Origin of the sequence: Klebsiella sp. HMSC16C06, assembly GCF_001808325.1 — a bacterium.
In the GTDB taxonomy this organism is placed as follows: Bacteria; Pseudomonadota; Gammaproteobacteria; order Enterobacterales; family Enterobacteriaceae; genus Klebsiella; species Klebsiella variicola.
Genome location: NZ_KV792976.1, coordinates 35,202 through 55,419 on the forward strand (window position 1 = coordinate 35,202; position 20,218 = coordinate 55,419).

Annotated in this window: 18 protein-coding genes; 14 read left to right on the top strand and 4 right to left on the bottom strand. The window is 58.3% G+C overall.

What is annotated here, in order from left to right; translation table 11 throughout:
- Positions 1 to 14: 14 nt before the first annotated feature.
- From mgtA to HMPREF3142_RS01045, 5 genes are all read left to right on the top strand, one after another.
- Positions 15 to 2,708, top strand: coding sequence for a magnesium-translocating P-type ATPase (mgtA, locus tag HMPREF3142_RS01025; protein ID WP_070611400.1), 2,694 nt, complete (start codon positions 15 to 17; stop codon positions 2,706 to 2,708).
- Between the two features lie 75 nt (positions 2,709 to 2,783).
- Complete coding sequence (locus tag HMPREF3142_RS01030; RefSeq protein WP_012542117.1) at positions 2,784 to 3,008, top strand: hypothetical protein; 225 nt, start codon at positions 2,784 to 2,786, stop codon at positions 3,006 to 3,008.
- A gap of 14 nt (positions 3,009 to 3,022) precedes the next feature.
- A complete protein-coding gene (locus HMPREF3142_RS01035; RefSeq protein ID WP_070611413.1) occupies positions 3,023 to 4,675 on the top strand; it encodes a Na/Pi cotransporter family protein in 1,653 nt (550 codons plus the stop codon).
- 65 nt (positions 4,676 to 4,740) lie between these two features.
- Positions 4,741 to 5,085 carry an SLOG family protein gene (locus HMPREF3142_RS01040; protein WP_064171142.1) on the top strand — a complete coding sequence of 115 codons (345 nt, stop codon included), beginning with the start codon at positions 4,741 to 4,743 and terminating at the stop codon, positions 5,083 to 5,085.
- A 325-nt stretch (positions 5,086 to 5,410) separates the two neighbouring features.
- Complete coding sequence (locus HMPREF3142_RS01045; RefSeq protein ID WP_070611402.1) at positions 5,411 to 6,544, top strand: FAD-dependent oxidoreductase; 1,134 nt, start codon at positions 5,411 to 5,413, stop codon at positions 6,542 to 6,544.
- Positions 6,545 to 6,688: 144 nt separating this feature from the next.
- On the opposite strand, the gene HMPREF3142_RS01050 is transcribed toward HMPREF3142_RS01045, so the two are convergent.
- Positions 6,689 to 7,276 (bottom strand): TetR/AcrR family transcriptional regulator C-terminal domain-containing protein, encoded by a 588-nt coding sequence (locus HMPREF3142_RS01050; protein ID WP_012542120.1) that lies wholly within the window; start codon positions 7,274 to 7,276, stop codon positions 6,689 to 6,691.
- 166 nt (positions 7,277 to 7,442) lie between these two features.
- On the opposite strand from HMPREF3142_RS01050, the gene HMPREF3142_RS01055 reads away from it, so the two are divergent.
- Complete coding sequence (locus HMPREF3142_RS01055; RefSeq protein ID WP_016160716.1) at positions 7,443 to 8,885, top strand: DHA2 family efflux MFS transporter permease subunit; 1,443 nt, start codon at positions 7,443 to 7,445, stop codon at positions 8,883 to 8,885.
- A 122-nt stretch (positions 8,886 to 9,007) separates the two neighbouring features.
- Here the strand turns inward: HMPREF3142_RS01055 and HMPREF3142_RS01060 are convergent, their stop codons facing one another.
- A complete protein-coding gene (locus HMPREF3142_RS01060) occupies positions 9,008 to 9,793 on the bottom strand; it encodes an SDR family oxidoreductase (RefSeq protein ID WP_070611404.1) in 786 nt (261 codons plus the stop codon).
- A gap of 51 nt (positions 9,794 to 9,844) precedes the next feature.
- Positions 9,845 to 10,741 (bottom strand): GntR family transcriptional regulator, encoded by an 897-nt coding sequence (locus tag HMPREF3142_RS01065; protein WP_012542124.1) that lies wholly within the window; start codon positions 10,739 to 10,741, stop codon positions 9,845 to 9,847.
- 191 nt (positions 10,742 to 10,932) lie between these two features.
- On the opposite strand from HMPREF3142_RS01065, the gene HMPREF3142_RS01070 reads away from it, so the two are divergent.
- The 7 genes from HMPREF3142_RS01070 to HMPREF3142_RS01100 are packed head-to-tail and all read left to right on the top strand — an operon-like array spanning position 10,933 to position 17,611.
- Entirely contained in the window at positions 10,933 to 11,745 is an 813-nt protein-coding gene (locus HMPREF3142_RS01070; protein ID WP_016160714.1) for an ABC transporter substrate-binding protein, read from the top strand.
- Between the two features lie 27 nt (positions 11,746 to 11,772).
- The gene (locus HMPREF3142_RS01075; RefSeq protein WP_008807665.1) at positions 11,773 to 12,498 is read left to right on the top strand and encodes an amino acid ABC transporter permease; all 726 of its coding nucleotides are present in this window, start codon (positions 11,773 to 11,775) and stop codon (positions 12,496 to 12,498) included.
- Entirely contained in the window at positions 12,495 to 13,235 is a 741-nt protein-coding gene (locus HMPREF3142_RS01080) for an amino acid ABC transporter ATP-binding protein (protein WP_064171146.1), read from the top strand. Before HMPREF3142_RS01075 ends, HMPREF3142_RS01080 begins: the two co-directional genes overlap by 4 nt.
- A 13-nt stretch (positions 13,236 to 13,248) precedes the next feature.
- The gene (locus HMPREF3142_RS01085) at positions 13,249 to 14,424 is read left to right on the top strand and encodes a M20 family metallopeptidase (RefSeq protein ID WP_008807667.1); all 1,176 of its coding nucleotides are present in this window, start codon (positions 13,249 to 13,251) and stop codon (positions 14,422 to 14,424) included.
- Positions 14,421 to 15,521: a mandelate racemase/muconate lactonizing enzyme family protein gene (locus tag HMPREF3142_RS01090; protein WP_064171147.1), complete on the top strand. Its 1,101-nt coding sequence runs from the start codon at positions 14,421 to 14,423 to the stop codon at positions 15,519 to 15,521. Before HMPREF3142_RS01085 ends, HMPREF3142_RS01090 begins: the two co-directional genes overlap by 4 nt.
- Complete coding sequence (locus HMPREF3142_RS01095) at positions 15,508 to 16,677, top strand: M24 family metallopeptidase (protein WP_016160709.1); 1,170 nt, start codon at positions 15,508 to 15,510, stop codon at positions 16,675 to 16,677. Before HMPREF3142_RS01090 ends, HMPREF3142_RS01095 begins: the two co-directional genes overlap by 14 nt.
- 10 nt (positions 16,678 to 16,687) lie before the next feature.
- Positions 16,688 to 17,611, top strand: coding sequence for a dihydrodipicolinate synthase family protein (locus tag HMPREF3142_RS01100; RefSeq protein ID WP_023297410.1), 924 nt, complete (start codon positions 16,688 to 16,690; stop codon positions 17,609 to 17,611).
- On the opposite strand, the gene HMPREF3142_RS01105 is transcribed toward HMPREF3142_RS01100, so the two are convergent.
- Positions 17,595 to 18,692: a glutamine amidotransferase-related protein gene (locus HMPREF3142_RS01105; protein WP_070611405.1), complete on the bottom strand. Its 1,098-nt coding sequence runs from the start codon at positions 18,690 to 18,692 to the stop codon at positions 17,595 to 17,597. The two genes, HMPREF3142_RS01100 and HMPREF3142_RS01105, sit on opposite strands and share 17 nt — an antisense overlap.
- A 68-nt stretch (positions 18,693 to 18,760) precedes the next feature.
- Between HMPREF3142_RS01105 and HMPREF3142_RS01110 the strand changes: the two genes are divergently transcribed.
- Complete coding sequence (locus HMPREF3142_RS01110) at positions 18,761 to 19,969, top strand: pyridoxal phosphate-dependent aminotransferase (RefSeq protein WP_044612786.1); 1,209 nt, start codon at positions 18,761 to 18,763, stop codon at positions 19,967 to 19,969.
- Positions 19,970 to 20,218: the final 249 nt, after the last annotated feature.

The following is a 20,218-nucleotide window of genomic DNA, read 5'->3' on the forward strand; positions in this document are numbered from 1 at the left end:
ACAGGAGCAGCACCATGACTGTACAAATCAAGAACCGAAATAAAAAAAGCACGCTGTCTATGCGTGCCGCCCAGGAAGCCCAAAACGGTATCGCAGAAACCCTGGTCAACCTCAACACTACCCGGGAAGGGCTGCAGGAAGCCCAGGCAAATGCCCGGCTGGAGCGGGATGGCCTGAACGAAGTGACTCATGACAAGCCACCGCACGCGCTGATCCAGCTACTGATGGCGTTTAACAACCCGTTTATTTATGTGCTCGCCATTCTCGCCGGGATCAGCTTCTTCACCGACTACTGGCTGCCCACCAGCCATGGCGAAGACGGCGACCTGACGACGGTGATAATCATCGGCACCATGGTTGCCCTCAGCGGACTGGTGCGCTTCTGGCAGGAACACCGCTCGGCCAAATCGGCCGAAGCGCTGAAAGCGATGGTTCGCACCACCGCGACGGTCGTTCGTCGCGAACACACCGGGCAAAAAGGAACCCCGCGTGAAATCCCGATGCGCGAGCTGGTGGTGGGCGATATCGTGCAGCTCTATGCAGGCGACATGATCCCGGCGGACGTCCGTTTGATCGAATCACGCGACCTGTTTATCAGTCAGGCCGTCCTGACCGGCGAAGCGCTGCCGATTGAGAAGTACGACACCCTCGGCGACGTGGCGCAGAAATCCGCGCACGACAAGGCGGTTGATAACGAAAATCTGTTGGATATGCCTAACATCTGCTTCATGGGGACCAACGTTGTCAGCGGCACCGCTCAGGCGGTCGTGGTGGCGACCGGGCCAAGGACCTACTTTGGCTCACTGGCAAAAGCGATTGTCGGCACCCGGGCGCAAACGGCGTTTGACCGCGGGGTGAACAGCGTCAGCTGGCTGTTGATCCGCTTTATGCTAGTGATGGTGCCGGTGGTGTTCCTGATTAACGGCCTGATGAAGGGCGAATGGTGGGATGCCCTGCTGTTTGCTCTGGCCGTCGCCGTAGGCCTGACGCCAGAAATGCTGCCAATGATCGTCAGCGCCAACCTCGCCAAGGGCGCGGTGGCCATGGCGAAGCGTAAAGTCGTGGTTAAGCGCCTTAACGCGATTCAGAACCTGGGCGCGATGGACGTGCTGTGCACCGACAAAACCGGCACCCTGACGCAGGATAAAATCATCCTTGAGCACCACGTCGACACGCACGGTCAGAAAAATCAGTCCGTGCTGGCGCTGGCCTGGCTCAACAGCCACTATCAAAGCGGCATCAAAAACTTGATGGATCAGGCGGTCATTTACTTCTCTGAAAATGAGTCGGGCTTTGTGCAACCTCAGGGGTACAGCAAAGTCGATGAGATGCCGTTCGACTTCGTGCGCCGTCGCCTGTCGATTGTGGTGAAAGACAGCCAGAGCAATCATCTGCTGGTGTGCAAAGGCGCCGTGGAGGAGATGCTGAGCATCGCCACCCACATGGAAGAGAATGGCAAGGTTATCCCCCTCGACGATCAGCGCCGTGACGCCATGCTGGCGATGGCGAACGACTACAACAAAGACGGCTTCCGCGTTCTGGTGGTCGCTACGCGCGACATTCCGAAAGCCGAAGCAAAAAGACTGTACAGCACCGCTGATGAGCACGATCTGATTATCCGCGGCTTCCTCACCTTCCTCGATCCACCTAAGGAGAGCGCGGGTCCGGCGATTGCTGCCCTGATGGATATTGGCGTCGCAGTCAAAGTGCTGACCGGCGATAACGCGATTGTCACTACGCGGATTTGCCGCCAGGTGGGACTGGAGCCAGGCGAACCGGTACTCGGCCCGCAGATTGAGACGTTGAGCGACACGGCCCTGCAGCAGTTGGTGGAAGAGCGCACGGTGTTCGCCAAGCTAACGCCGCTGCAGAAATCACGCGTGCTGAAGGCGCTGCAGGCCAACGGTCATACGGTGGGCTTTCTCGGTGACGGCATTAACGATGCCCCTGCTCTGCGCGATGCCGACGTGGGTATCTCGGTCGACAGTGGCACCGATATCGCCAAGGAATCGGCCGACATCATCTTGCTGGAAAAGAGCCTGATGGTGCTGGAAGAAGGCGTTATCAAAGGCCGCGAGACCTTTGGCAACATTATGAAATACCTGAACATGACCGCCAGCTCCAACTTCGGCAACGTGTTCTCGGTACTGGTGGCCAGCGCGTTCATTCCGTTCCTGCCGATGCTCGCGATCCAGTTGCTGCTGCAAAACCTGATGTACGACATCTCCCAGCTCGCGCTGCCGTGGGACAAAACGGACAAAGAGTTCCTGAGCAAACCGCGCAAGTGGGATGCAAGAAACATCGGCCGCTTTATGGTCTGGATTGGCCCGACCTCGTCCATTTTTGACATGACGACCTTTGCGCTGATGTGGTTTGTGTTCAGCGCCAACAGCGAACACATGCAGACCCTGTTCCAGTCCGGCTGGTTCGTTGAAGGCCTGCTGTCGCAGACGCTGGTGGTGCACATGCTGCGTACCCAGAAAATTCCGTTCATTCAGAGCACCGCCGCCTGGCCGGTACTGATGATGACCGGTCTGATTATGGCTATTGGAATTTACGTGCCGTTCTCTCCGCTCGGGCCGTTGGTTGGGCTGCAGGCGCTGCCGTGGCAGTACTTCCCGTGGCTGGTCGGCACCCTGCTCGCCTACTGCTGCGTGGCGCAGGGCATGAAAACGTTCTACATCCGTCGCTTCAGGCAGTGGCACTAATTCTGCGTTAAAGACGGTGATTCACGTGCCGCTTCGGCGGCACCTTTCAGGCAGGCCACACAGGCTGGAAGCATTATGGAAAAGCGACATTCCATCATTTTCCTGATTAAAAATAAGACCATCGCGTTGATTGTCTTATTTTTAATGAAAATAACCCGCACCCTTCGCGTCCGTGCCCTGGCATGGTACGCCGGAGGGAAGATTAACTATCAACACACTAAAGCATTACTGAACCTCGCCAGCGCCATACATCGTTTTTCGATCAGGTTACTGCGTTTTATTTCACTACCCGCCCTGTAGAGGGGGAATTCATGATGTCCGGAACCACTCTGTTAATTAACCTGGCTGGCGCCATCGCATTGCTGCTCTGGGGCAGCCATATGATTTCAACGGCGCTGCAGCGCGGCTTCGGCACGCCGCTGCGCAACTGGATGGGACGCCACCTCACTAACCGCTGGACCGCCCTGCTCTCCGGCATTGGCATTACCGGCATTCTGCAAAGTAGCACGGCGGTCAGTATGATGGCGACGTCATTTACCGCCGCAGGTACGCTAAGCCTTGCCCCCGCGCTTGCGGTGATGCTCGGCGCCAACATCGGCTCCACGCTGGTGGTTCAGTTGATGAGCTTTAACATGGAAATCGCCATTCCGCTGCTTCTGCTGGCCGGGTTTGTGGTTTTCAAGCTACGCGACCATTCCAGCTTTGAAAGCGTGGGCTGCGCCCTGATTGGCCTCGGCCTGATGCTGCTGGCGCTGCATTTACTGGGAGGCACGCTGCAGGACATTGAGGTCACGCCGGTGTTTCATGCCGTGATGCAGGGGCTACAGGGCGATATTTTCATTGCCCTGCTGGTGGCGACGCTCCTGACGCTACTGTGCCACTCCAGCGTGGCGATGATTTTGCTGCTCGCCTCCCTCGCCGGTACCGGCACGCTGACCCCGGCTACGGCCCTGGTGCTGGTGCTTGGCGCCAACATCGGCGGCGCGTTACCGCCGGTGTTAAACGCCGGGTCCGCGGTGGCCCGCCGCCTGCCGGTTGGCAACCTGATGGTCCGCCTGTCCGGCTGCGCGCTGGCGTTACTGCTTCTGCCGTTGCTGATGGCGATCGCCCGTAAATCCGGGCTGAACACGCCGCAGCTGGTGGTGTGGTTTCATACCGCCTTTAGCGTGGTGCTCGCGCTGCTGTTTATCGGCCTGAACGTGCCAATGGCTCGCTTCCTGGAGCGACTGTTTCCGGAAGAAGAGCGCGTAGGCGACCCGGGTATGCCGATGTATCTCGACGATGCGGGTCTGGAAGTGGCTTATATCGGCCTGTCCAATTCGGTTCGCGAATCGCTGCGCGCCGCCGACATGCTAACCATCATGCTGGACCGACTGCTGGTGCTGTTTGTGACCCAGGAAAAACAGGCTGCCGATGACATCCGCCAGCTGGAGCAGTCGGTCGATCTGCTCAGCGCGGCGGTTCGCGCCTACCTCGCCGACATTGGTCAGGACGGGCTGAATGATGCGGATGCCGATCGTGCCCAGGAAATCCTGATGTTCATCATTAATGTTGAGCACGCGGGCGACATTCTCTCCAGCAATCTGACCCAGTTGGCCACGCGCCGCGCACGCCGGGGAGAACATTTTAACGACTTTGAATTACACCATATTCGCCTGCTGCATGCGGAGCTCCTCACCAGCCTGAACTTAGGAATAGCGGCATTCCTGCGTGAAGACTTGTCTGCTGCCCACCAGCTGGTGCAGCGCAAAGAAACCATCCGCCAGCTGGAGGCCTCCGCCAGCCGCGAGCACTTCAAAAAACTGCGGGAGGACAAGAATGCCTGGGCGGAATCCGGCGACATTTTCCAGCGGGTGCTACGGGACTACCGCCGCGTGCATCACCATATCGCCGCCGTCGCCTACCCGGTCATTGACCGCCTGGGCGATACCTCGCTGCGGTTTATTGAAACGCCGCCGGATGTTTAAAAAACAATAACCGCCAGCGCGCGGACGAGATCCTTTTCAAGGCAAGCAACGTTAAGGTACAAAAAATGCGAGTGTTAATCTGCTCGGGTCGGTTTTATGCCGACACCCATACCATCACCCATGTGCTGGATCTCTATGCCCGTACACAGATGATTAACGTTTTGATTCACGGAGGGCACCAGGCGCTGGGCGGCGCGATAGAAAACTGGGCGCGCGGGATCGACGTTCACGTGATCCGCTACCCGGCAAACTGGGCGCTGCACGGAAAATATGCGGAGACAAGGCGCAATTTGTTTATGCTGGAAGATAGCCGCCCTGACGTACTGCTGGCTTTTCCTGGCGGAGAAGATACGGCGGAGTGCATAAAGATGGCGAAAAACAGAGGGATCCGGGTCATCGACGTCGTTTAACCTGAGTGGGTGAAGTTCGGTGACCATGGCCACAGGCAGGCGTCCGCTGGAGGGGTATTGAATGACGGCCTTGACGATTAACCAGCAATGGTCAATATAGAGAACCTTACTCGTCTAAGTGTAAGCTGAGCGCAGAGAGGACAGTCAGGCGGGGGTCCCGGCCCCCAATTGTCCGGGAACAATATGGGCAATACCGCTCAGCATACCCTCAGGCTTCCGTTGGTCCACGGGATGAGATTTCACGTCCACTCCCCTTATTCGTGCGGTATCGAAACCAGGAACAGCCGGACAACGACACCCGCCATACCTTACCTGGAGCGAAAAAATGACCTCATCCATTGCCATCGTCGGAGCAGGACTCGGCGGCCTCATGCTCGCACGTGTTTTACATGTTCACGGCATTTCCTCTGTGGTCTACGAAGCTGAAGCCTCTCCCGAGGCCCGCCCACAAGGTGGCTTGCTGGATATCCACGATCATAATGGCCAGCGGGCGCTGATAGCGGCAGGCCTGTACGATGCCTTCCGGGCCCTTATTCTTCCTGGCGGTCAATCCACGCGCGTACTCGATAAAGCGGGCAACGTATTGTTCGAGCAGTTCGATGATGGTTTGGACGGCCGACCAGAAGTCTCTCGCGGCGCGCTTCGCACGCTGCTGCTGGAGTCGCTTCCTGCGGACACCGTGCAATGGGGCCGTAAAGTGGCAGATATCGTCCCCCATGATGACGGCACGCATAGTTTGTACTTTACGGATGGCACCAGCAGCAGGGCCTCCCTGGTGGTGGGCGCAGATGGCGCCTGGTCGCGTGTCCGCGCTCTGGTCACCGATGCTGTCCCTGCCTATGCGGGATTTTCGTATGTCGAGCGCTGGCTTAGTCACGTTGATACTGATCATCTGGCTTGCGCACAAGCAGTAGGCCACGGCTCATTTTTTGCGCTCTCGCCGGGCAAGGGTATCATGGCGCACCGGGAGCCTGGCGGCGTGATCCACGTTTACATTGCTCTGTGCCAGCCCCAGGCCTGGTTTGCTGACGTGACGTCCGCTAATGCACAGGTTGACGTGCAACGCATAGTCGATGAATTCGATGGCTGGGCGCATCCACTGCAAACATTGATTACGGAGGGTGATGGTGAGCCCGTATTGCGCCCTATTCACTTTTTACCTCCCGGACTTCGATGGCCGCGAACAGCAGGCGTAACGCTATTGGGTGACGCCGCGCATCTTATGCTGCCGTTCGGCGAAGGCGCTAATCTCGCGTTAGAGGATGGCGCTGAGCTGGGACTCGCGATTGCGGCCAATGCAGATAATCCTGAAGCCGCGCTGTCCGCTTATGAAGAACAGATGTTTATCCGCGTCGAAAGCGCGGCCAACGACGCGCAGGCAATGGCAGGCATTCTCTTTGGGGACGAGACACCCGACGCGTTGTTGCATTTTTTTAATCAATATAAAACGGGATCCTGATCCCCCGACGCTGCGGTGATTTTTGCGCCATGAACAAATCACCCTCCCGCCATCGGGAGGTCAATGTTCAGTAATGTCCGGAGAATAACGCTCCGGATATAAAATCATTAAAACGCTGTCGCAATAGCTGAAATCTGGAACGAGTTATTTTAATAACCCCTTCATGATCAAAGACAGACCGAACTCAAAACACGTATCCGGATGTTGGTGGGTAAGCGCATCGATACGACTGATTTCTGTTGAGGGTGTAGACAATCTTTCATCATCATGTCTGTCTGTACGAGACTGCTCCTCCAATACGCATCCCAGGGTATATTCGCTAATAGTGAGTAATATCATTGCGGCTTCGGCCTCAGAAAAGCCGGCCCGCATAAGGTAAGCCACCTTTGGGTAGAACGTTTCCCCTCCTACCCGCGCCGGTGTTGTCCCCGCATGGAGCAGTGCGCCATCCCGATGAGCGAGAAGCGCGCGGCGGAAACTGCGCGCGTTATTTGCCAGCCAGTCTGCCCACTCGGCCGTGTCTTCAGCCAGCGGAAGCGAATGGTGCCTGGCCAAAACAGTTGCGGCCATCTCTTCCAGTAAGCTGGCCTTGTTCCTGAAATGCCAGTACAGCGTTGCGGATTCTACCCCCAGCTTTTGCGCCAGCTTTCGCGTCGTTATCGCTTCCAGCCCAACTTCATCTAAGAGTGCTAATGCAGCATTAATGACCTGATCCCGCTGAATTTTAGCCATGGTGTTCATCCTGTTGTTAATGCATCCAACCGAGCCCGTGGTAGATAAAAAGAGATCTTCTCCTGACCAGGAGCCTACCGGCGCCATTGATGAAAATAAATCTATCATTGATAGAAAAATTGATCAATGATAGATTTTTTAACGCATCGCACCTAAAGGTCATCCCATGAATATCAATCGAGATACGCAGGTAAAGAAAACAAACCATGCTGGCCCCATCAATGCCATCCCGCCGGTTTTGTGGATGCAAGCCGCCATCATCACCCTTGGGGCATTCGCTACCATGCTCTCATCCACCATGCTCAGTGCTGCGCTTCCGACCATGGCAAACGGCCTTGGGGTGACGGACGCCTCCATCCAGTGGATAGCCACCGCGTACCTCATGGCGCTGGCCGCAGGCGTTCCGGTTAGCGCATGGGCGGTAAAACGGTTTGGCGCCACCCAACTTTGGCTCTATGCACTTATTTTATTTGGTGTTTTCTCGGCAGTTTGCGCGTTATCCCCGAATGTCGAGGTGCTGCTCACCGCCAGAATAATGCAAGGTCTGGCAGGCGGGTTACTCGTGCCGGCCGGGCAGACGATCCTGGGTCTGGTGGTCGGTCGCGAGCGCCTCGGGCGGATCATTGGTACGATAGGCGTGGCTATCGTCATTGCGCCCTTACTGGGAACGTCTCTGGGGGCCGTGCTGCTTCAGGTCTGCGGATGGCGAGTCTTGTTTTTTATTAATGTCCCCTTATCTCTCTGTGCCTGGCTTGCGGGATGGAAATTACTCCCTCGCCCGACAATAAAAAATGATAAGCCGCTCTCCCTGGACTGGATGGGGTTAATACTGATTCTTTGTAGCCTTCCCCTGCTCATGGAGGGTATTAAAGGCGTCAGCCTGAATAGTGGTGAAAATAGCGGGAACATTATCTTACTCAGCGTGGGCGCACTGTTTATCGGCTTGTTTATCTTTCGCTCTTTTCGCATTGACTCGCCTTTACTTCATCTCAGCCTTTTCAAACATCGTGGCTTCACATTATCGGCGTTGCTGATGGCTATCGGAGGTGCGGTGAATTTTGGTGGACAGTTCCTGCTCCCGTTGTATTTCCGCGACGTTTGCCATGAAGCACTGGCTGATGTGGGTTTGCTCCTTACCCCGCAGTTAATCGGTTCTGCCACAGGATTCCCGGTCGCCGGTTATTTCTCAGACCGGCTGGGTCCCCGCGTGGTGCTGATCGTTGGCGGCTTGATCTCGGTGTTAGCGACATGGCCGCTGGCCATGATTGATGGAGGCAGTAGCTACCTCGTGGTCGGTAGCGCACTCGCTATCAGAGGGTTCGGTTTAGCCCTTGCGACAGTGCCGGCGATGGCGGCAGGCCTGGCGATGGCGGGTACCCGTCATGTTTCTGATGCAGCACCGATTCTCAACATCCTGCAGCGTGTTGGCGCGATGGCTGGCGCGGCCCTGGTGACGGCGTGCTACGTCAGACTGGCGCATACGCAGGGTAGCTTAGCCGCCTTTCAGCACGCCGGGTGGATACTGATCAGCGGCGCCATACTGCTCACCCTTTCAGCACTTTTCATGGTGAACCATCAGGGATCATCAACGCGGGAAGAAACAAGATAACCGGTCTGGCGTCCTGTCCCGCACCCGGTACGCAATAGTTAACACCTCATTCTGAATGAGCGCGAGAGAGGCGTGAATGCCAGTCAACGACACCAGCGACTGGCATTGCACGCGACTCCCCACTAAACCGAACCAATCAATCCGCCATCGACCCGGATCACCGCCCCGGTAATGTAGCTGGCAGGCTGGCTTGCCAAAAAGGCAGCGGTAGCGCCGTACTCATGGGGGTGGCCATAACGTCCCGCCGGAATGCTCAGACGACTCTTCTCCGCGACCGCTTCCGCAGTGGAATGTTCCCGTTTCGCCTTGATAGCATCCAGCTGACCCACCCGGTCGGTAGCAATGCGCCCAGGCACCATCACATTCACCGTGACGCCGTCGGCCGCCACTTCAGCGGCAAGGGTTTTCGACCAGCCGAGTAAGCTCATGCGCAGCGCATTCGACAGGGCGAGACCCGGAATAGGGGCAATCACACCGGACGAGGTGGAGGTAATAATGCGTCCCCAGCCACGGCTGCGCATGGCGGGCAGTAGTTTATCGGTGAGCTGGATTAACGAGGCGACCATCACTGAAAATTGCTGTTGCCAGACGGCGCCGTCCGTCCCCTGTGCCAGCGTGGGCGGTGGGCCACCGGAATTATTGACCAGAATATCGATGTCGCCCCAGTGCTCGCGGATATCGGCGATGACCGTATCAAACTGTTCCGGGATGGCAAGATCCAGCGGCCAGGCGCGGGCGGGACCGCCCAGCTGAGTGATGCGTTCCACCGTTTGCGCCAGCTTCTCTCTTTTGCGGCCTGTCACGGCGACCTTCACGCCTTCCTGCGCCAGCGAGCAGGCGATAGCCTGTCCAAGGCCACTTCCCGCACCGCAAACCAGTGCCACACGCTGTTGTATCTGCAAATTCATAAATGCTCCTGATTGTATTTTCAGGATCATTATGTGCAATAGTGATGCCAGTTATACGCGTGGGCTTTTTACATTGACCTGGTCAAACGCGTATTGCAGGTGTTTTCTCATCAACTCTGCCGCCTGTTCCTGTTTGTTCTCTCGCAGGGCATCAATGATGGCAACGTGCTCTTCGCACCACTCTTTTACGCGACGCTTATTGTGATAGCTACCAAATTCCAGCAGGCGGCGCAGCCGGTTTTGCTGCTGAATGGCCTGTAATACAAACAGATTGCCGCTGGCCTCTGCCAGCAACTCGTGAAACGCCGCATCGGTTTCGAAAATCTCTTTGGCCGGGACCTGCGTAATGTCCGGGTGGGTGATGAGTCTCAGATGCCGGGCGCGCAGACGTTTAAGCATCTGCCGGTCAACATGCAGATTGGGCGTCAGCAACGCCATCGGTTCAATCATCAGGCGAAAACCGTAGCTATTGCGCAGAGCGATATCGGAGTTCAGGGTTTGCAGAAAGCGCCAGCCATGCCCTGCATTGCGGGCAATCAGGCCATCCTCCGATAGCTTCACCAGCGTACGGGTCAGCACGCCGCGATCAACATCATAGCGCTGGCTGATTTCGGTCTGGGTAAAGGATTCCGGCAGGATACCTGCAATGCGGTCATGGACCAGTTGCTCGTACAACTTCTGGTCATTGCTCTTGGACTGCTCAATCTCCAGCTGATCCAGCTCATTACTGCGTTTAAGCAGGAAAAAACCCTGGTTTGGCCGCGCTTCAACCGCCCCCATGCGGGTCAGTTCCTTGAGCCCGGCACGTACCGGCGTACGCGAAACACCCAACGCATCGGCAAGATGTTGCTCACGTAAATGATGACCTGGATCGAATCTTGCTTCAGATATCAGGTCGAGTATTTGCCGGGCTATCCGGCGACTGCTCGCAGTGGAGTCAGGCTGCATGAATTCACGATTCCCTGAAATGCATTGTTGTGGTCGATATATACAATATCACGACCAACAAAACGCAGCAAAGTAAAGCAAGGAGTGCACGGTTAACGTGCAACACGCACCAGAATGAGACGTTTTTTCACACGCATAATTGTATTTATTGACTCACTAAATTCAATTTAAACCTTAGCCAGGAGACGACTATGTCCAGCAATTCTTTTCTGTTTCGCCGCGTGCGTACTTTGATGTTCGCGCTGACCGCCCTGCCGCTGGTCAGCCATGCGGCGGTGGAAACCATCGCCAAGGGTCAACTGACCTATGGAACGGCAGCGACGTTCATGCCTTTTGAATACGTGAAAGCAGGCAAGCTTACCGGCTTCGATATCGACCTGATCAACGCGCTAAGCAAAGAGATCCAACTGACGCCGGCGCCAATGCCGATGGAATTCAAAGGGCTTATTCCGGCGCTGCAGGGTAAACGTCTGGATATCATCAACTCCGCCATGTACGTCAATCCGACCCGTGCCGAGCAGGTTGACTTCGTACCCTATCTGAAAATCGGCAGCCGCGTGGTGGTCCGCAAAGGTAACCCGGCCAACATCACCGGACGTGACCTGAGCCTCTGCGGCAAAAACATCGCCGTGACGCTCGGCGGGATCGAAGAGAGCCAGGCGCGGGCAGACAATCAGCGCTGCGTGGAGGCCAAAAAACCGGCCATCAACGTCATGACGTTCCCCGCCGCCACCGATTCCGCCGTGGCCGTCGCCCAGGGACGTGCCGATGCCGAGTTCCTCTCCACGCCGGGCACCGTCGCCCTGTTTACCGAAAAAGCCGGCATGTTCGAAGCGGTTGGCGCCGAGTTCGAAGCGAATACTCACATCGCCTTTGCCGTGCGTAAAGGCGATACCGCAACCCAGGCCCTGCTGGAGCAAGGTCTGCAGAGCCTCGTCAAAAATGGCACCTACACGCAACTGATTAAGAAGTGGAACTTCCCAGACTCCGTTGCCCTTTTCTAACCCGTTTGCCATTAACCGGAGAACGCTATGTCGATCGATTTAATGTGGCAGTACTTCCTCTCCCCCGAATTTATTCGGGGTGCGTGGATGACGCTACTGATTACCCTCTGCTCACTGTTGTGTGGCGTGGTGCTGGGCCTGGTGTTGGCGCTGTTGCAGGAAGCGCCGTTTCGCGCCGGGAAAGGGCTGGCCTTTTTCTACCTGTGGCTGTTTCGCGGGACGCCGGTGCTGTTCCAGATAATCTTTGTCTACAACGTGCTGCCAGGCTTCGGCTTACGCTTCTCCGCGTTTACCTGTGCAGTGCTGGCCCTTTCGCTCAATGAAGGCGCCTACATGGCGGAAATTCTGCGCTCTGGCCTGCAGGCGGTGAAAAGCGGCCAGCGCACCGCCGGCATGGCGCTGGGGATGACTCACGGCCAGATCATGCGAAAAATCGTTCTGCCTCAGGCCGCACGCATCGTTCTGCCGCCGATGGGTAACCAGATGATCAGCATGCTGAAATCGAGCGCGCTGGTCTCGGTTATCGCCGTTCAGGAACTGCTGCTGGTCGCTAACCAGGCCGCCAGCGCCAGCTTCCGTTACTTCGAAGCGCTTTGCGCTGCGGGCATCTATTACCTGCTGCTCACCAGCCTGTTCATGATCTTCCAGTCGTGGCTGGAACGCGTGCTGGATCCCAGGCAGCGCCGCAGCAAAAGCCAGAAGCGGCTGACTCGCCTGTTTAAATTACCGAAAACCGTCCGGGAGGAACCATGAGTGAGAAACCGCTGCTGGAGATGATCGGCATTGATAAGACTTTTGGTCGCCAGGCCGTACTCAAAAACTGCTCTCTGACCGTGCAACGCGGAGAAACCGTGGTGCTGATTGGCCCGTCCGGCTCGGGAAAATCCACCCTGCTACGCTGCGTCAACATGCTCTCGCCCGCCGACAGCGGCGATGTGTTCTTCGCCAGCCAGCACATCAGCCGGGGCGATGTGCCGGCGCACAAACTGCGTCAGCGCATTGGCATGGTGTTCCAGAACTACGAGCTGTTCTCGCACCTGACCGCAGCGGAAAACATCATGCTGGCCCCGATGACGGTGTTGGGAATGAACCGTATTGATGCCCGCAAACTGGCGGACAACCTGCTGGCAAAAGTGCGCATCAACGAACGTGCAGACCATTTTCCGGACGAGCTCTCCGGCGGACAGCAGCAGCGCGTGGCGATTGCCCGGGCGCTGGCGATGAAGCCCGAGCTGATGCTCTACGACGAGCCCACTTCCGCCCTCGACCCGGAGATGATCCGTGAAGTGCTGGAAGTCATGGCGGAGCTTAGCGCAGAAGGCATGACCAGCATGGTGGTGACTCACGAAATGGGCTTCGCCCGTCGGGCCGCTAACAAGATTCTGTTTATGGAAGACGGCGAAATTATCGATCGCGCCAACACCAGCGATTTCTTCGCCGGCCATGTCAGCGACCGCGCGCAGCGCTTCCTGACGCAAATATTACATTAATCACGGAGTTCCTATGTCCAGTTATCAGGTTGACAGCGCTCGTATGAAAAAGGACTTAGCGACGCTGGTTGCCATCAACACGGAGAATCCACCGGGCCATGAGCGCGAAGCCGCCGAATGTCTGGAAGGCTGGCTGCTGACCGCCGGGTTCGATCTCTCCTTTAGCGAATACGCACCGGGGCGGACCAACGTTATCGCCGTCCTGAACAATGGACCGGGGCCGTGTTTCGCCTTTAACACCCACCTTGACACCGTTCCGGCGGGCAGCGGCTGGGCCAGCGATCCCTTCACGCTCACCGAGCGTGACGGACGCCTGTATGGACGCGGCGCCTGCGATGCCAAAGGCCCGCTGGTGGCGATGGTTGAAGCCCTGCGTCTGCTGGCTGCCAACCGTCAGCAGTGGTCCGGCACATTGATGGGGGTGTTCACCGCCGATGAAGAGGTCGCCAGCGAAGGGGCGAAATTCTACGTCCGCGATAATCCACCGGCGATTGATTTCGCGGTGATTGGCGAGCCGACCTCGAATGCCACCTTCTCCGCCCACAAAGGCAGCTTACGTCCTCGCGTGCGGGTTAAAGGCGTCACCGCGCATTCCGGTACGCCGGAGCTGGGGGTTAACGCGATTTACCAGTCAGCGCGCCTGTTAGGGTTGATTGAAGAAGCCCACCACCAGCAGGTGCGTTGCCGCTGCCACGATCTGGTCGGCAACGCCAGCCTGACGGTAACCCGCATCCACGGCGGCCATGCGGACAACGTGGTGCCAGACAGCTGTGAGCTGCTGCTTGACCGTCGCATGGTTCCGGGCGAAGACGAAGAGGTCGTCAAAGCCGAACTGCAGCAACTGCTCGACCACGCATACGCACATGCAGGTGTGGAAGCCGAAATTATCGCCTGGCAGCCCACTACCGGCGGCGCGACGCAAACCGACAGCCGCGAAGCCATTGTCGAGCAAAGCCTTGCTGCCTGTCGCCGTCATGGGCAGAGCGAACCCGGCCCGTTTGGTTTTCAGGGGGGATGTGACCTGGTGCATTTCCGTTCGCTGGGCGCAAAAGGCGTCGTGATTGGCCCCGGTTCGCTGGCCGTGGCTCACAAACCCGATGAATTTGTCCCTGTCGATGAATTTATCGCCGCGGCCTACCTCTATCTCGATATTGCGCTCGCCATGCTGCCGCCGGAGCCCGGTTTATGAAAGCGCAGCTCTTTCGGGGAGATCTGCATTACGCCGATGTGACGCTGCATACCGCTGCCTCTGGTCCGGTGACGGCGCTCGACACGCTCTGGCTGCGTCTGGAAGACCAGGGGGTGACCGGGATTGGCGAAGTGCGGCTCAACATTCGCTACCTGCATGGCTACCGCGAAGAGCAGGTGCTGAACAACCTGCTTCAGATACTTCGCCGCTGGGACTGGCGCCAGGCGCCCGCCGCGCGACTCGCCGCGCTAGATGACGAAGACTGCACGCTCCTGCCGCCATCGCGCATGGTGCTGGATATGGCCTTGCACGACCTGCTGGCGCGTCAGCACGGGGTAAGCGTTGCCGCCTGGCTGGGGGCGCGGGATGGCCTGCCTGCGTGGCACACCAACCAGACCCTGTTCTGGGGCAGCGAGAGACAGATGCTGGAGCAGGCGCAACGCTATGTCGTTCGCGGTTTCACCCAGCTGAAGTTGCGCACAGGCGTGGCGGATTTCGCTACCGACCTGGCCCGTCTGCAACGGCTGCGCCAGCGGTTCGGCCAGCAGATTTCGCTGGCGATTGACGTGAACGGCCAGTGGTCTCTGGCGCAGGCTCACGCGGCATTCCCGTCTCTGCGCGAGCTGAAGCTCAGCTACATCGAACAGCCGTTAAGCCCGGCAAACGACAGCCAGCTTGCGGAGCTGTACGCCTACGGCATCCCGATCATGCTCGACGAAAGCCTCAACAGTGATGCCGCCATCACCCGGCTGATCGCCGCCAAAGGTGCGCTGTGGGGGCATCTCAAACTGGTGAAACTGGGTGGCCTTGCGCCGACGCTGGCCGCCGCCAACCGGCTGCGACTCGCCGACGTGCCATTCATGATTGGCCAGATGAATGAAGGCCATGCTGCCACCGCCGCCGCGCTCCAGCTGTGTCGTGTCGTGCAACCGGCATTTGCCGAGCTGTATGGCGCCGATGGCTTAACGGATGATCCCGTCAGCGGGCTGGAATACCGCAATGGCCTGGTCACCGTCAATGACTCACCCGGTCTGGGCGTGCAGTTTAATGCCGCGCAGGCCCACTTACTCCAGGAGTTTACTCATGCAAGATGTTAACAATGTGATTCAGGGCAGTGAGTCCGCCTTTAGCGCTGATGAATATGCGCAACGCATTCGACGCACCCGCGAACGCTTAAGCCGCGCGGGCGTGGACGTCATGATCGTTACCGGCCCGGAAAACATTTTCTGGCTCACCGGTCAGCAAACACCGGGCTATTACACCTTCCAGGCGCTGTTGCTGCCGGTAGAAGGGGATCCGGTGTTTGTGATTCGCCAGCTCGAATACTTTAACTTTATCGCCAACACCTTTATTTCTGACGCCGCCATCTACCAGGATGGCGATAACCCGGTGGATTTCCTGGTGGGCATGCTGCAACAGCGCGGCTGGCTCCACAAACGGATTGGGCTGGACAAACGCGGTTGGTTCCTGCCGGTTGCCGTGTATGAAGCCCTGCAGGCCAGGCTCGGCACCATTGCCGATACCGCGGGCGTCATCGAGCCGCTGCGCGCCGTGAAATCGGCGGCGGAGGTGGAAAAAATCGCCATCGCAGCGCGCTATGTGGACGCGGGCATGCGCGCGGGCATGGCGGCGATTCGCAGCGGCGCAGACGAAAACGCGCTGGTCTCGGCGATGATGGGGGCCGCCATTGCCGCCGGTTCCGAGTATGTCGGCATGGAACCGCTGGTCTCGACCGGCCCACGCAGCGGCGTGCCGCATGGCACATGGCGTCGTCGGGTGATGCAGGATAACGACCCGGTATTTCTCGAAATGTCAGCGGCTCACGACCGCTACCACGCCGCGATGATGCGCTCCGCCTGGCTGGGGCGGCCGCCCGCTATCGCCATCGAAATGGAAAAAGTGTGTCAGGAAGCCCTGCAGGCCTCTCTTGATGCCATTCGTCCAGGCGCCACCTGCGAAGCGCCGCACCTGGCCTGCCAGAAGGTGATTGATCGCGCCGGGTTCACCGAAAACTTCAAAAAACGCACCGGTTACTCCATCGGTATCGCCTTTGCGCCGGACTGGGGCGAAGGCGGCATTCTCAGTCTGTATCGTGGCGTCACCACTGAGCTGCAGCCAGGAATGACCTTCCACATTCCACCGGCTCTGCGGATCTACGGTCAATTTACCGTCGGCGTCAGTGAAACCGTGGTGGTGACCGAAACCGGATATCGTCAGCTGGGTTCCCTGGCTCGCCCTCTCACACTGCTGTAAGGAAAGAAAAATGAAAGATATCAATGAATGCCGTGAACGCCTGCGCGGTATTTTCAACATCACCGTCACCCCGTTCACCGCCAGCGGCGCGATCGACTTTCCGGCGTTACGTGAAAATATTGAACGCGTGATTGGTCTGGGTTATGACGGTCTGCTGATTGGCGGCACCTACGGTGAATTCCCGGTGATGACCGTCGAAGAACGCCGTGAGCTGTTTCATCAAGTCATGGCCTGTGTGGATGACCGCGTGGCGGTCATGCTGTGCAGCGCCAGCGCCGACCCGCGCGATGCCCGCGAGCTGACGCTGCTGGCAAGCGAGCTGGGCGGCCTGCCGATGGTGACCGCGCCCTTTGTTAGCGAAATCACTGACCAACAGATCGTCAGCTACTTCAAAGAGATGGCTCCCTTATCCAAAACCGGCATCCTGGTGTACAACGCGCCGGGCATCGGCATCACCCTCTCCCCGGCGCTGCTGGAACAACTGGCAGAGATCCCCAACGTGGTCGGCATCAAACAGGGCGATCTCAACCCCACCGCCATCGACCAGATTGCCAACCGTCTGCGTGGGCGTCTGCGCCTGTTCTGTGCTTCCGATCTGGCCTTCCTCGGGCCAATGATGGCCGGGTTTGACGGCATCAGCACCACCAACAGCGGCGCGCTGCCGGAGCTGATTATCAATACCTTCCGGGCCGTGGAACAGGGCGATGCCGCCACGGCCCGCGATCTGCATCAGCTGTGGTACGCGTATCGCGCGCTGGCGCGCAAACATGGTCAGCCGCAGCTGGTGAAAGCGGCGATGGCGCTGCGCGGTTTTAACGGCGGCACCGTACGCGCACCGTTAAAACCGATCGACGACGCGGCGCTGGCGGAGCTGACTCACGTCATGTCGGCGCTTGCCAGCGACAGCCGTAGCGGCGTTACGCTGGCGCGTTAAGCGCCGCCCGTAAAAAGGCGACGAACAGCGGATGGGGCGCATCCGGGCGGGACATCAGTTCCGGGTGCCCCTGCACACCATGCCAGAACGGCAGTTCCGGCTGGGAGATGGCCTCCACGATATCGTCCGTTTGCGCACTGACGCTGACTCCGCTGCGATCCAGCGCCGGCAATAAGTCGGTGTTAAAGCAGTAGCGATGGTTGTAGTGCATTTCGCGGATATCACCGGGGATCAACCCGAAGGAAAAAGGGAATACGCCGCAGCGATGACGGCCATCGACAAAGGGAACAAAGCTGTGCAGAGCCTCATCCGGAGCCACTTCGGCGGGAATGGCTGATTCGCAACCCGGACGTCGGCGCACGACTGCGGTCATCATGCTCTGCATTCCCAGGCATAACCCCAGCGTGGGCTGTCCGCGGGCAAGCGTATCTTCCGCCACGCGGATTTGTCCCTTGACGGCGGCCATCGAGGAACCGCCTGGCAACACGACGCCCTGGACGTCGTGGAGGTCGTGTAACCCAGGGGACAGACTGACCGGCGAGAAGAAATGGACATCCAGCTTCAGCCCCAGCGACGCCGCGGCATCACCCAGTGAGCCAAGCGTGGCGGGGGAAACCAGACGGGGGTCTGACTCACGGCCAATCAGTGCGATGCGCAAGGACGTCCCGGCAGAGGATGGCTCCCCGGCATCCCAGCGACCATAGCGATCGGCGGTGAGGTCTAACACCGTATGTTGCCCGTCGCTGAGCGTCAGGCGCTGGTTGCGGTCATCGCTGAACAGCCGTTGGCCCGGCAGGTCGGCGATAAGCGCTGCCTGCGAGGACGCCAGCACAATGACAGCATCTGACTCAGGCAGGCTGGCGATATCGCGCACCTCTTCACGCAGCGTATCGCTGCGCCAGAGGCCGCTGGTCACGCAGTACCCGGCACGAATGACGTGCTGATGGCTGTCGGGAACATCGCCGGCGAAGTCGGGGCGAAGGCACCAGAGAGGCAGTCCAAGACGATTAGCCCACAGGCTGGCGGTAATACCGTAGCGAGCGGGCGCAGAGGTGTTATCGAGAATAAAGATCGGTGACACGGCGAGTTTCCTGCTGAGGTTGGGGACCTAATTGTATTAATTGAATCATTAGATACAAAAGAGGATTTATGAATAACAGTCAAATCGCCCGTCGTATGCAATCTGTACGCCCTTCACCGACAGCGGTCATTTCTGACCAGGTACGGGCACTGGAAGCCGCAGGCAAGCCGGTTATCAACCTGGGCGAAGGAGAACTGGATTTTGCTACCCCGGCCCATATCAGCTATGCGGGCATTGAAGCGATCGTGCATCATCAGACTAAGTATACCGCCGTTTCCGGCACCGCCGCGTTAAAGGAGGCCATTGCCGCCAAGTTCGCTCGCGACAATCAGTTGCATTACCGTCCGCAAGAGATCATCGCAGGCAGTGGCGCCAAGCAGCTTATTTTCAATGCTTTTCTGGCCACCCTCGACGCCGGGCAGCAGGTCATCATTCCCGCCCCCTACTGGGTCTCGTATCCGGATATGGTCTCTCTGGCCGATGGCGAACCGGTGATTGTGCCCTGTGATGAACAAAACGGCTGGAAGCTGACGCCACAACAACTGGCCGCCGCCCTCACCCCATCAACGCGCTGGCTGATCCTCAACTCGCCGGGCAACCCGACGGGGGCGATTTACAGCGAGCAGGAACTGCGTGCCCTGGCTGCGGTGCTGGCGGATTACCCACAGGTGCTGGTGATGGCCGACGATATTTACGAGCCGCTGCGCTATGACAATACCCCTTTTACCACTTTTGCCCAGGCCGCCCCGCAGATGGTTTCACGTACCCTGACGGTAAACGGTGTGTCCAAAAGCCACGCCATGACCGGTTGGCGTCTGGGCTATGCGGGAGGGCCGCAATGGCTGATTGCCGCCATGCAGATCCTGCAATCACAAAGCACCTCCAACCCCAGCAGTATTTCGCAGGCTGCGGCGGTCGCAGCGCTTAACCACTCAGCCAATTTCTTCGACGGCTGGCTCAACGTGTTAGATAAACGCCGCCAGCAGGTGCTGGGAATGATTGCCGCCACCGATGGCCTGAGCGCCACCGCTCCCCAGGGGGCATTCTATGTGTTTGCTAACTGCCAGGCGCTCATGGGCCGGATGACCCCTGGCGGCGAAATCCTTCGCAACGACAGCGCGCTGGCGAACTGGCTATTAGAACAAACCCAGGTGGCCGTTTTACACGGCTCCGCGTTTGGAATGCCGGGGTATTTGCGTATTGCGTATGCGATAGAAGATGGCCTGCTAACCCAAGCCTGCCAGCGGATAGCGGGCGCCTGCGCGCAATTGCGTTAAAAGCGTGTGGTGGCGCAGCGGCTACCCACGCGGCGGCAAACCACGCTCGGTCTGAAAAATGCCGTGCTTATCGCCTACCTTGCCGATAAGCACGTTGTCATCATGATAGCTCACCGGGTAATAGCGACGTTCTCTTTCCCGGTTTTCCACTCCACCGTTGCGGCCACTACCGCACGCGGCAGGAATAGCATCCTGCGCATAGCTAATAATAAAGCAACCTCCCTGCAGCTGAATTTATACCAGACCCAC

Coding starts and splice junctions, on each gene's coding strand:
- HMPREF3142_RS01070 (WP_016160714.1), top strand. CDS start 10,933: ATGTCCAGCAATTCTTTTCTGTTTCGCCGCGTGCGTACTTTGATGTTC.
- HMPREF3142_RS01080 (WP_064171146.1), top strand. CDS start 12,495: ATGAGTGAGAAACCGCTGCTGGAGATGATCGGCATTGATAAGACTTTT.
- HMPREF3142_RS01085 (WP_008807667.1), top strand. CDS start 13,249: ATGTCCAGTTATCAGGTTGACAGCGCTCGTATGAAAAAGGACTTAGCG.
- HMPREF3142_RS01075 (WP_008807665.1), top strand. CDS start 11,773: ATGTCGATCGATTTAATGTGGCAGTACTTCCTCTCCCCCGAATTTATT.
- HMPREF3142_RS01060 (WP_070611404.1), bottom strand. CDS start 9,793: ATGAATTTGCAGATACAACAGCGTGTGGCACTGGTTTGCGGTGCGGGA.
- HMPREF3142_RS01030 (WP_012542117.1), top strand. CDS start 2,784: ATGGAAAAGCGACATTCCATCATTTTCCTGATTAAAAATAAGACCATC.
- HMPREF3142_RS01100 (WP_023297410.1), top strand. CDS start 16,688: ATGAAAGATATCAATGAATGCCGTGAACGCCTGCGCGGTATTTTCAAC.
- HMPREF3142_RS01040 (WP_064171142.1), top strand. CDS start 4,741: ATGCGAGTGTTAATCTGCTCGGGTCGGTTTTATGCCGACACCCATACC.
- HMPREF3142_RS01095 (WP_016160709.1), top strand. CDS start 15,508: ATGCAAGATGTTAACAATGTGATTCAGGGCAGTGAGTCCGCCTTTAGC.
- HMPREF3142_RS01045 (WP_070611402.1), top strand. CDS start 5,411: ATGACCTCATCCATTGCCATCGTCGGAGCAGGACTCGGCGGCCTCATG.
- HMPREF3142_RS01090 (WP_064171147.1), top strand. CDS start 14,421: ATGAAAGCGCAGCTCTTTCGGGGAGATCTGCATTACGCCGATGTGACG.
- HMPREF3142_RS01065 (WP_012542124.1), bottom strand. CDS start 10,741: ATGCAGCCTGACTCCACTGCGAGCAGTCGCCGGATAGCCCGGCAAATA.
- HMPREF3142_RS01110 (WP_044612786.1), top strand. CDS start 18,761: ATGAATAACAGTCAAATCGCCCGTCGTATGCAATCTGTACGCCCTTCA.
- mgtA (WP_070611400.1), top strand. CDS start 15: ATGACTGTACAAATCAAGAACCGAAATAAAAAAAGCACGCTGTCTATG.
- HMPREF3142_RS01055 (WP_016160716.1), top strand. CDS start 7,443: ATGAATATCAATCGAGATACGCAGGTAAAGAAAACAAACCATGCTGGC.
- HMPREF3142_RS01035 (WP_070611413.1), top strand. CDS start 3,023: ATGTCCGGAACCACTCTGTTAATTAACCTGGCTGGCGCCATCGCATTG.
- HMPREF3142_RS01050 (WP_012542120.1), bottom strand. CDS start 7,276: ATGGCTAAAATTCAGCGGGATCAGGTCATTAATGCTGCATTAGCACTC.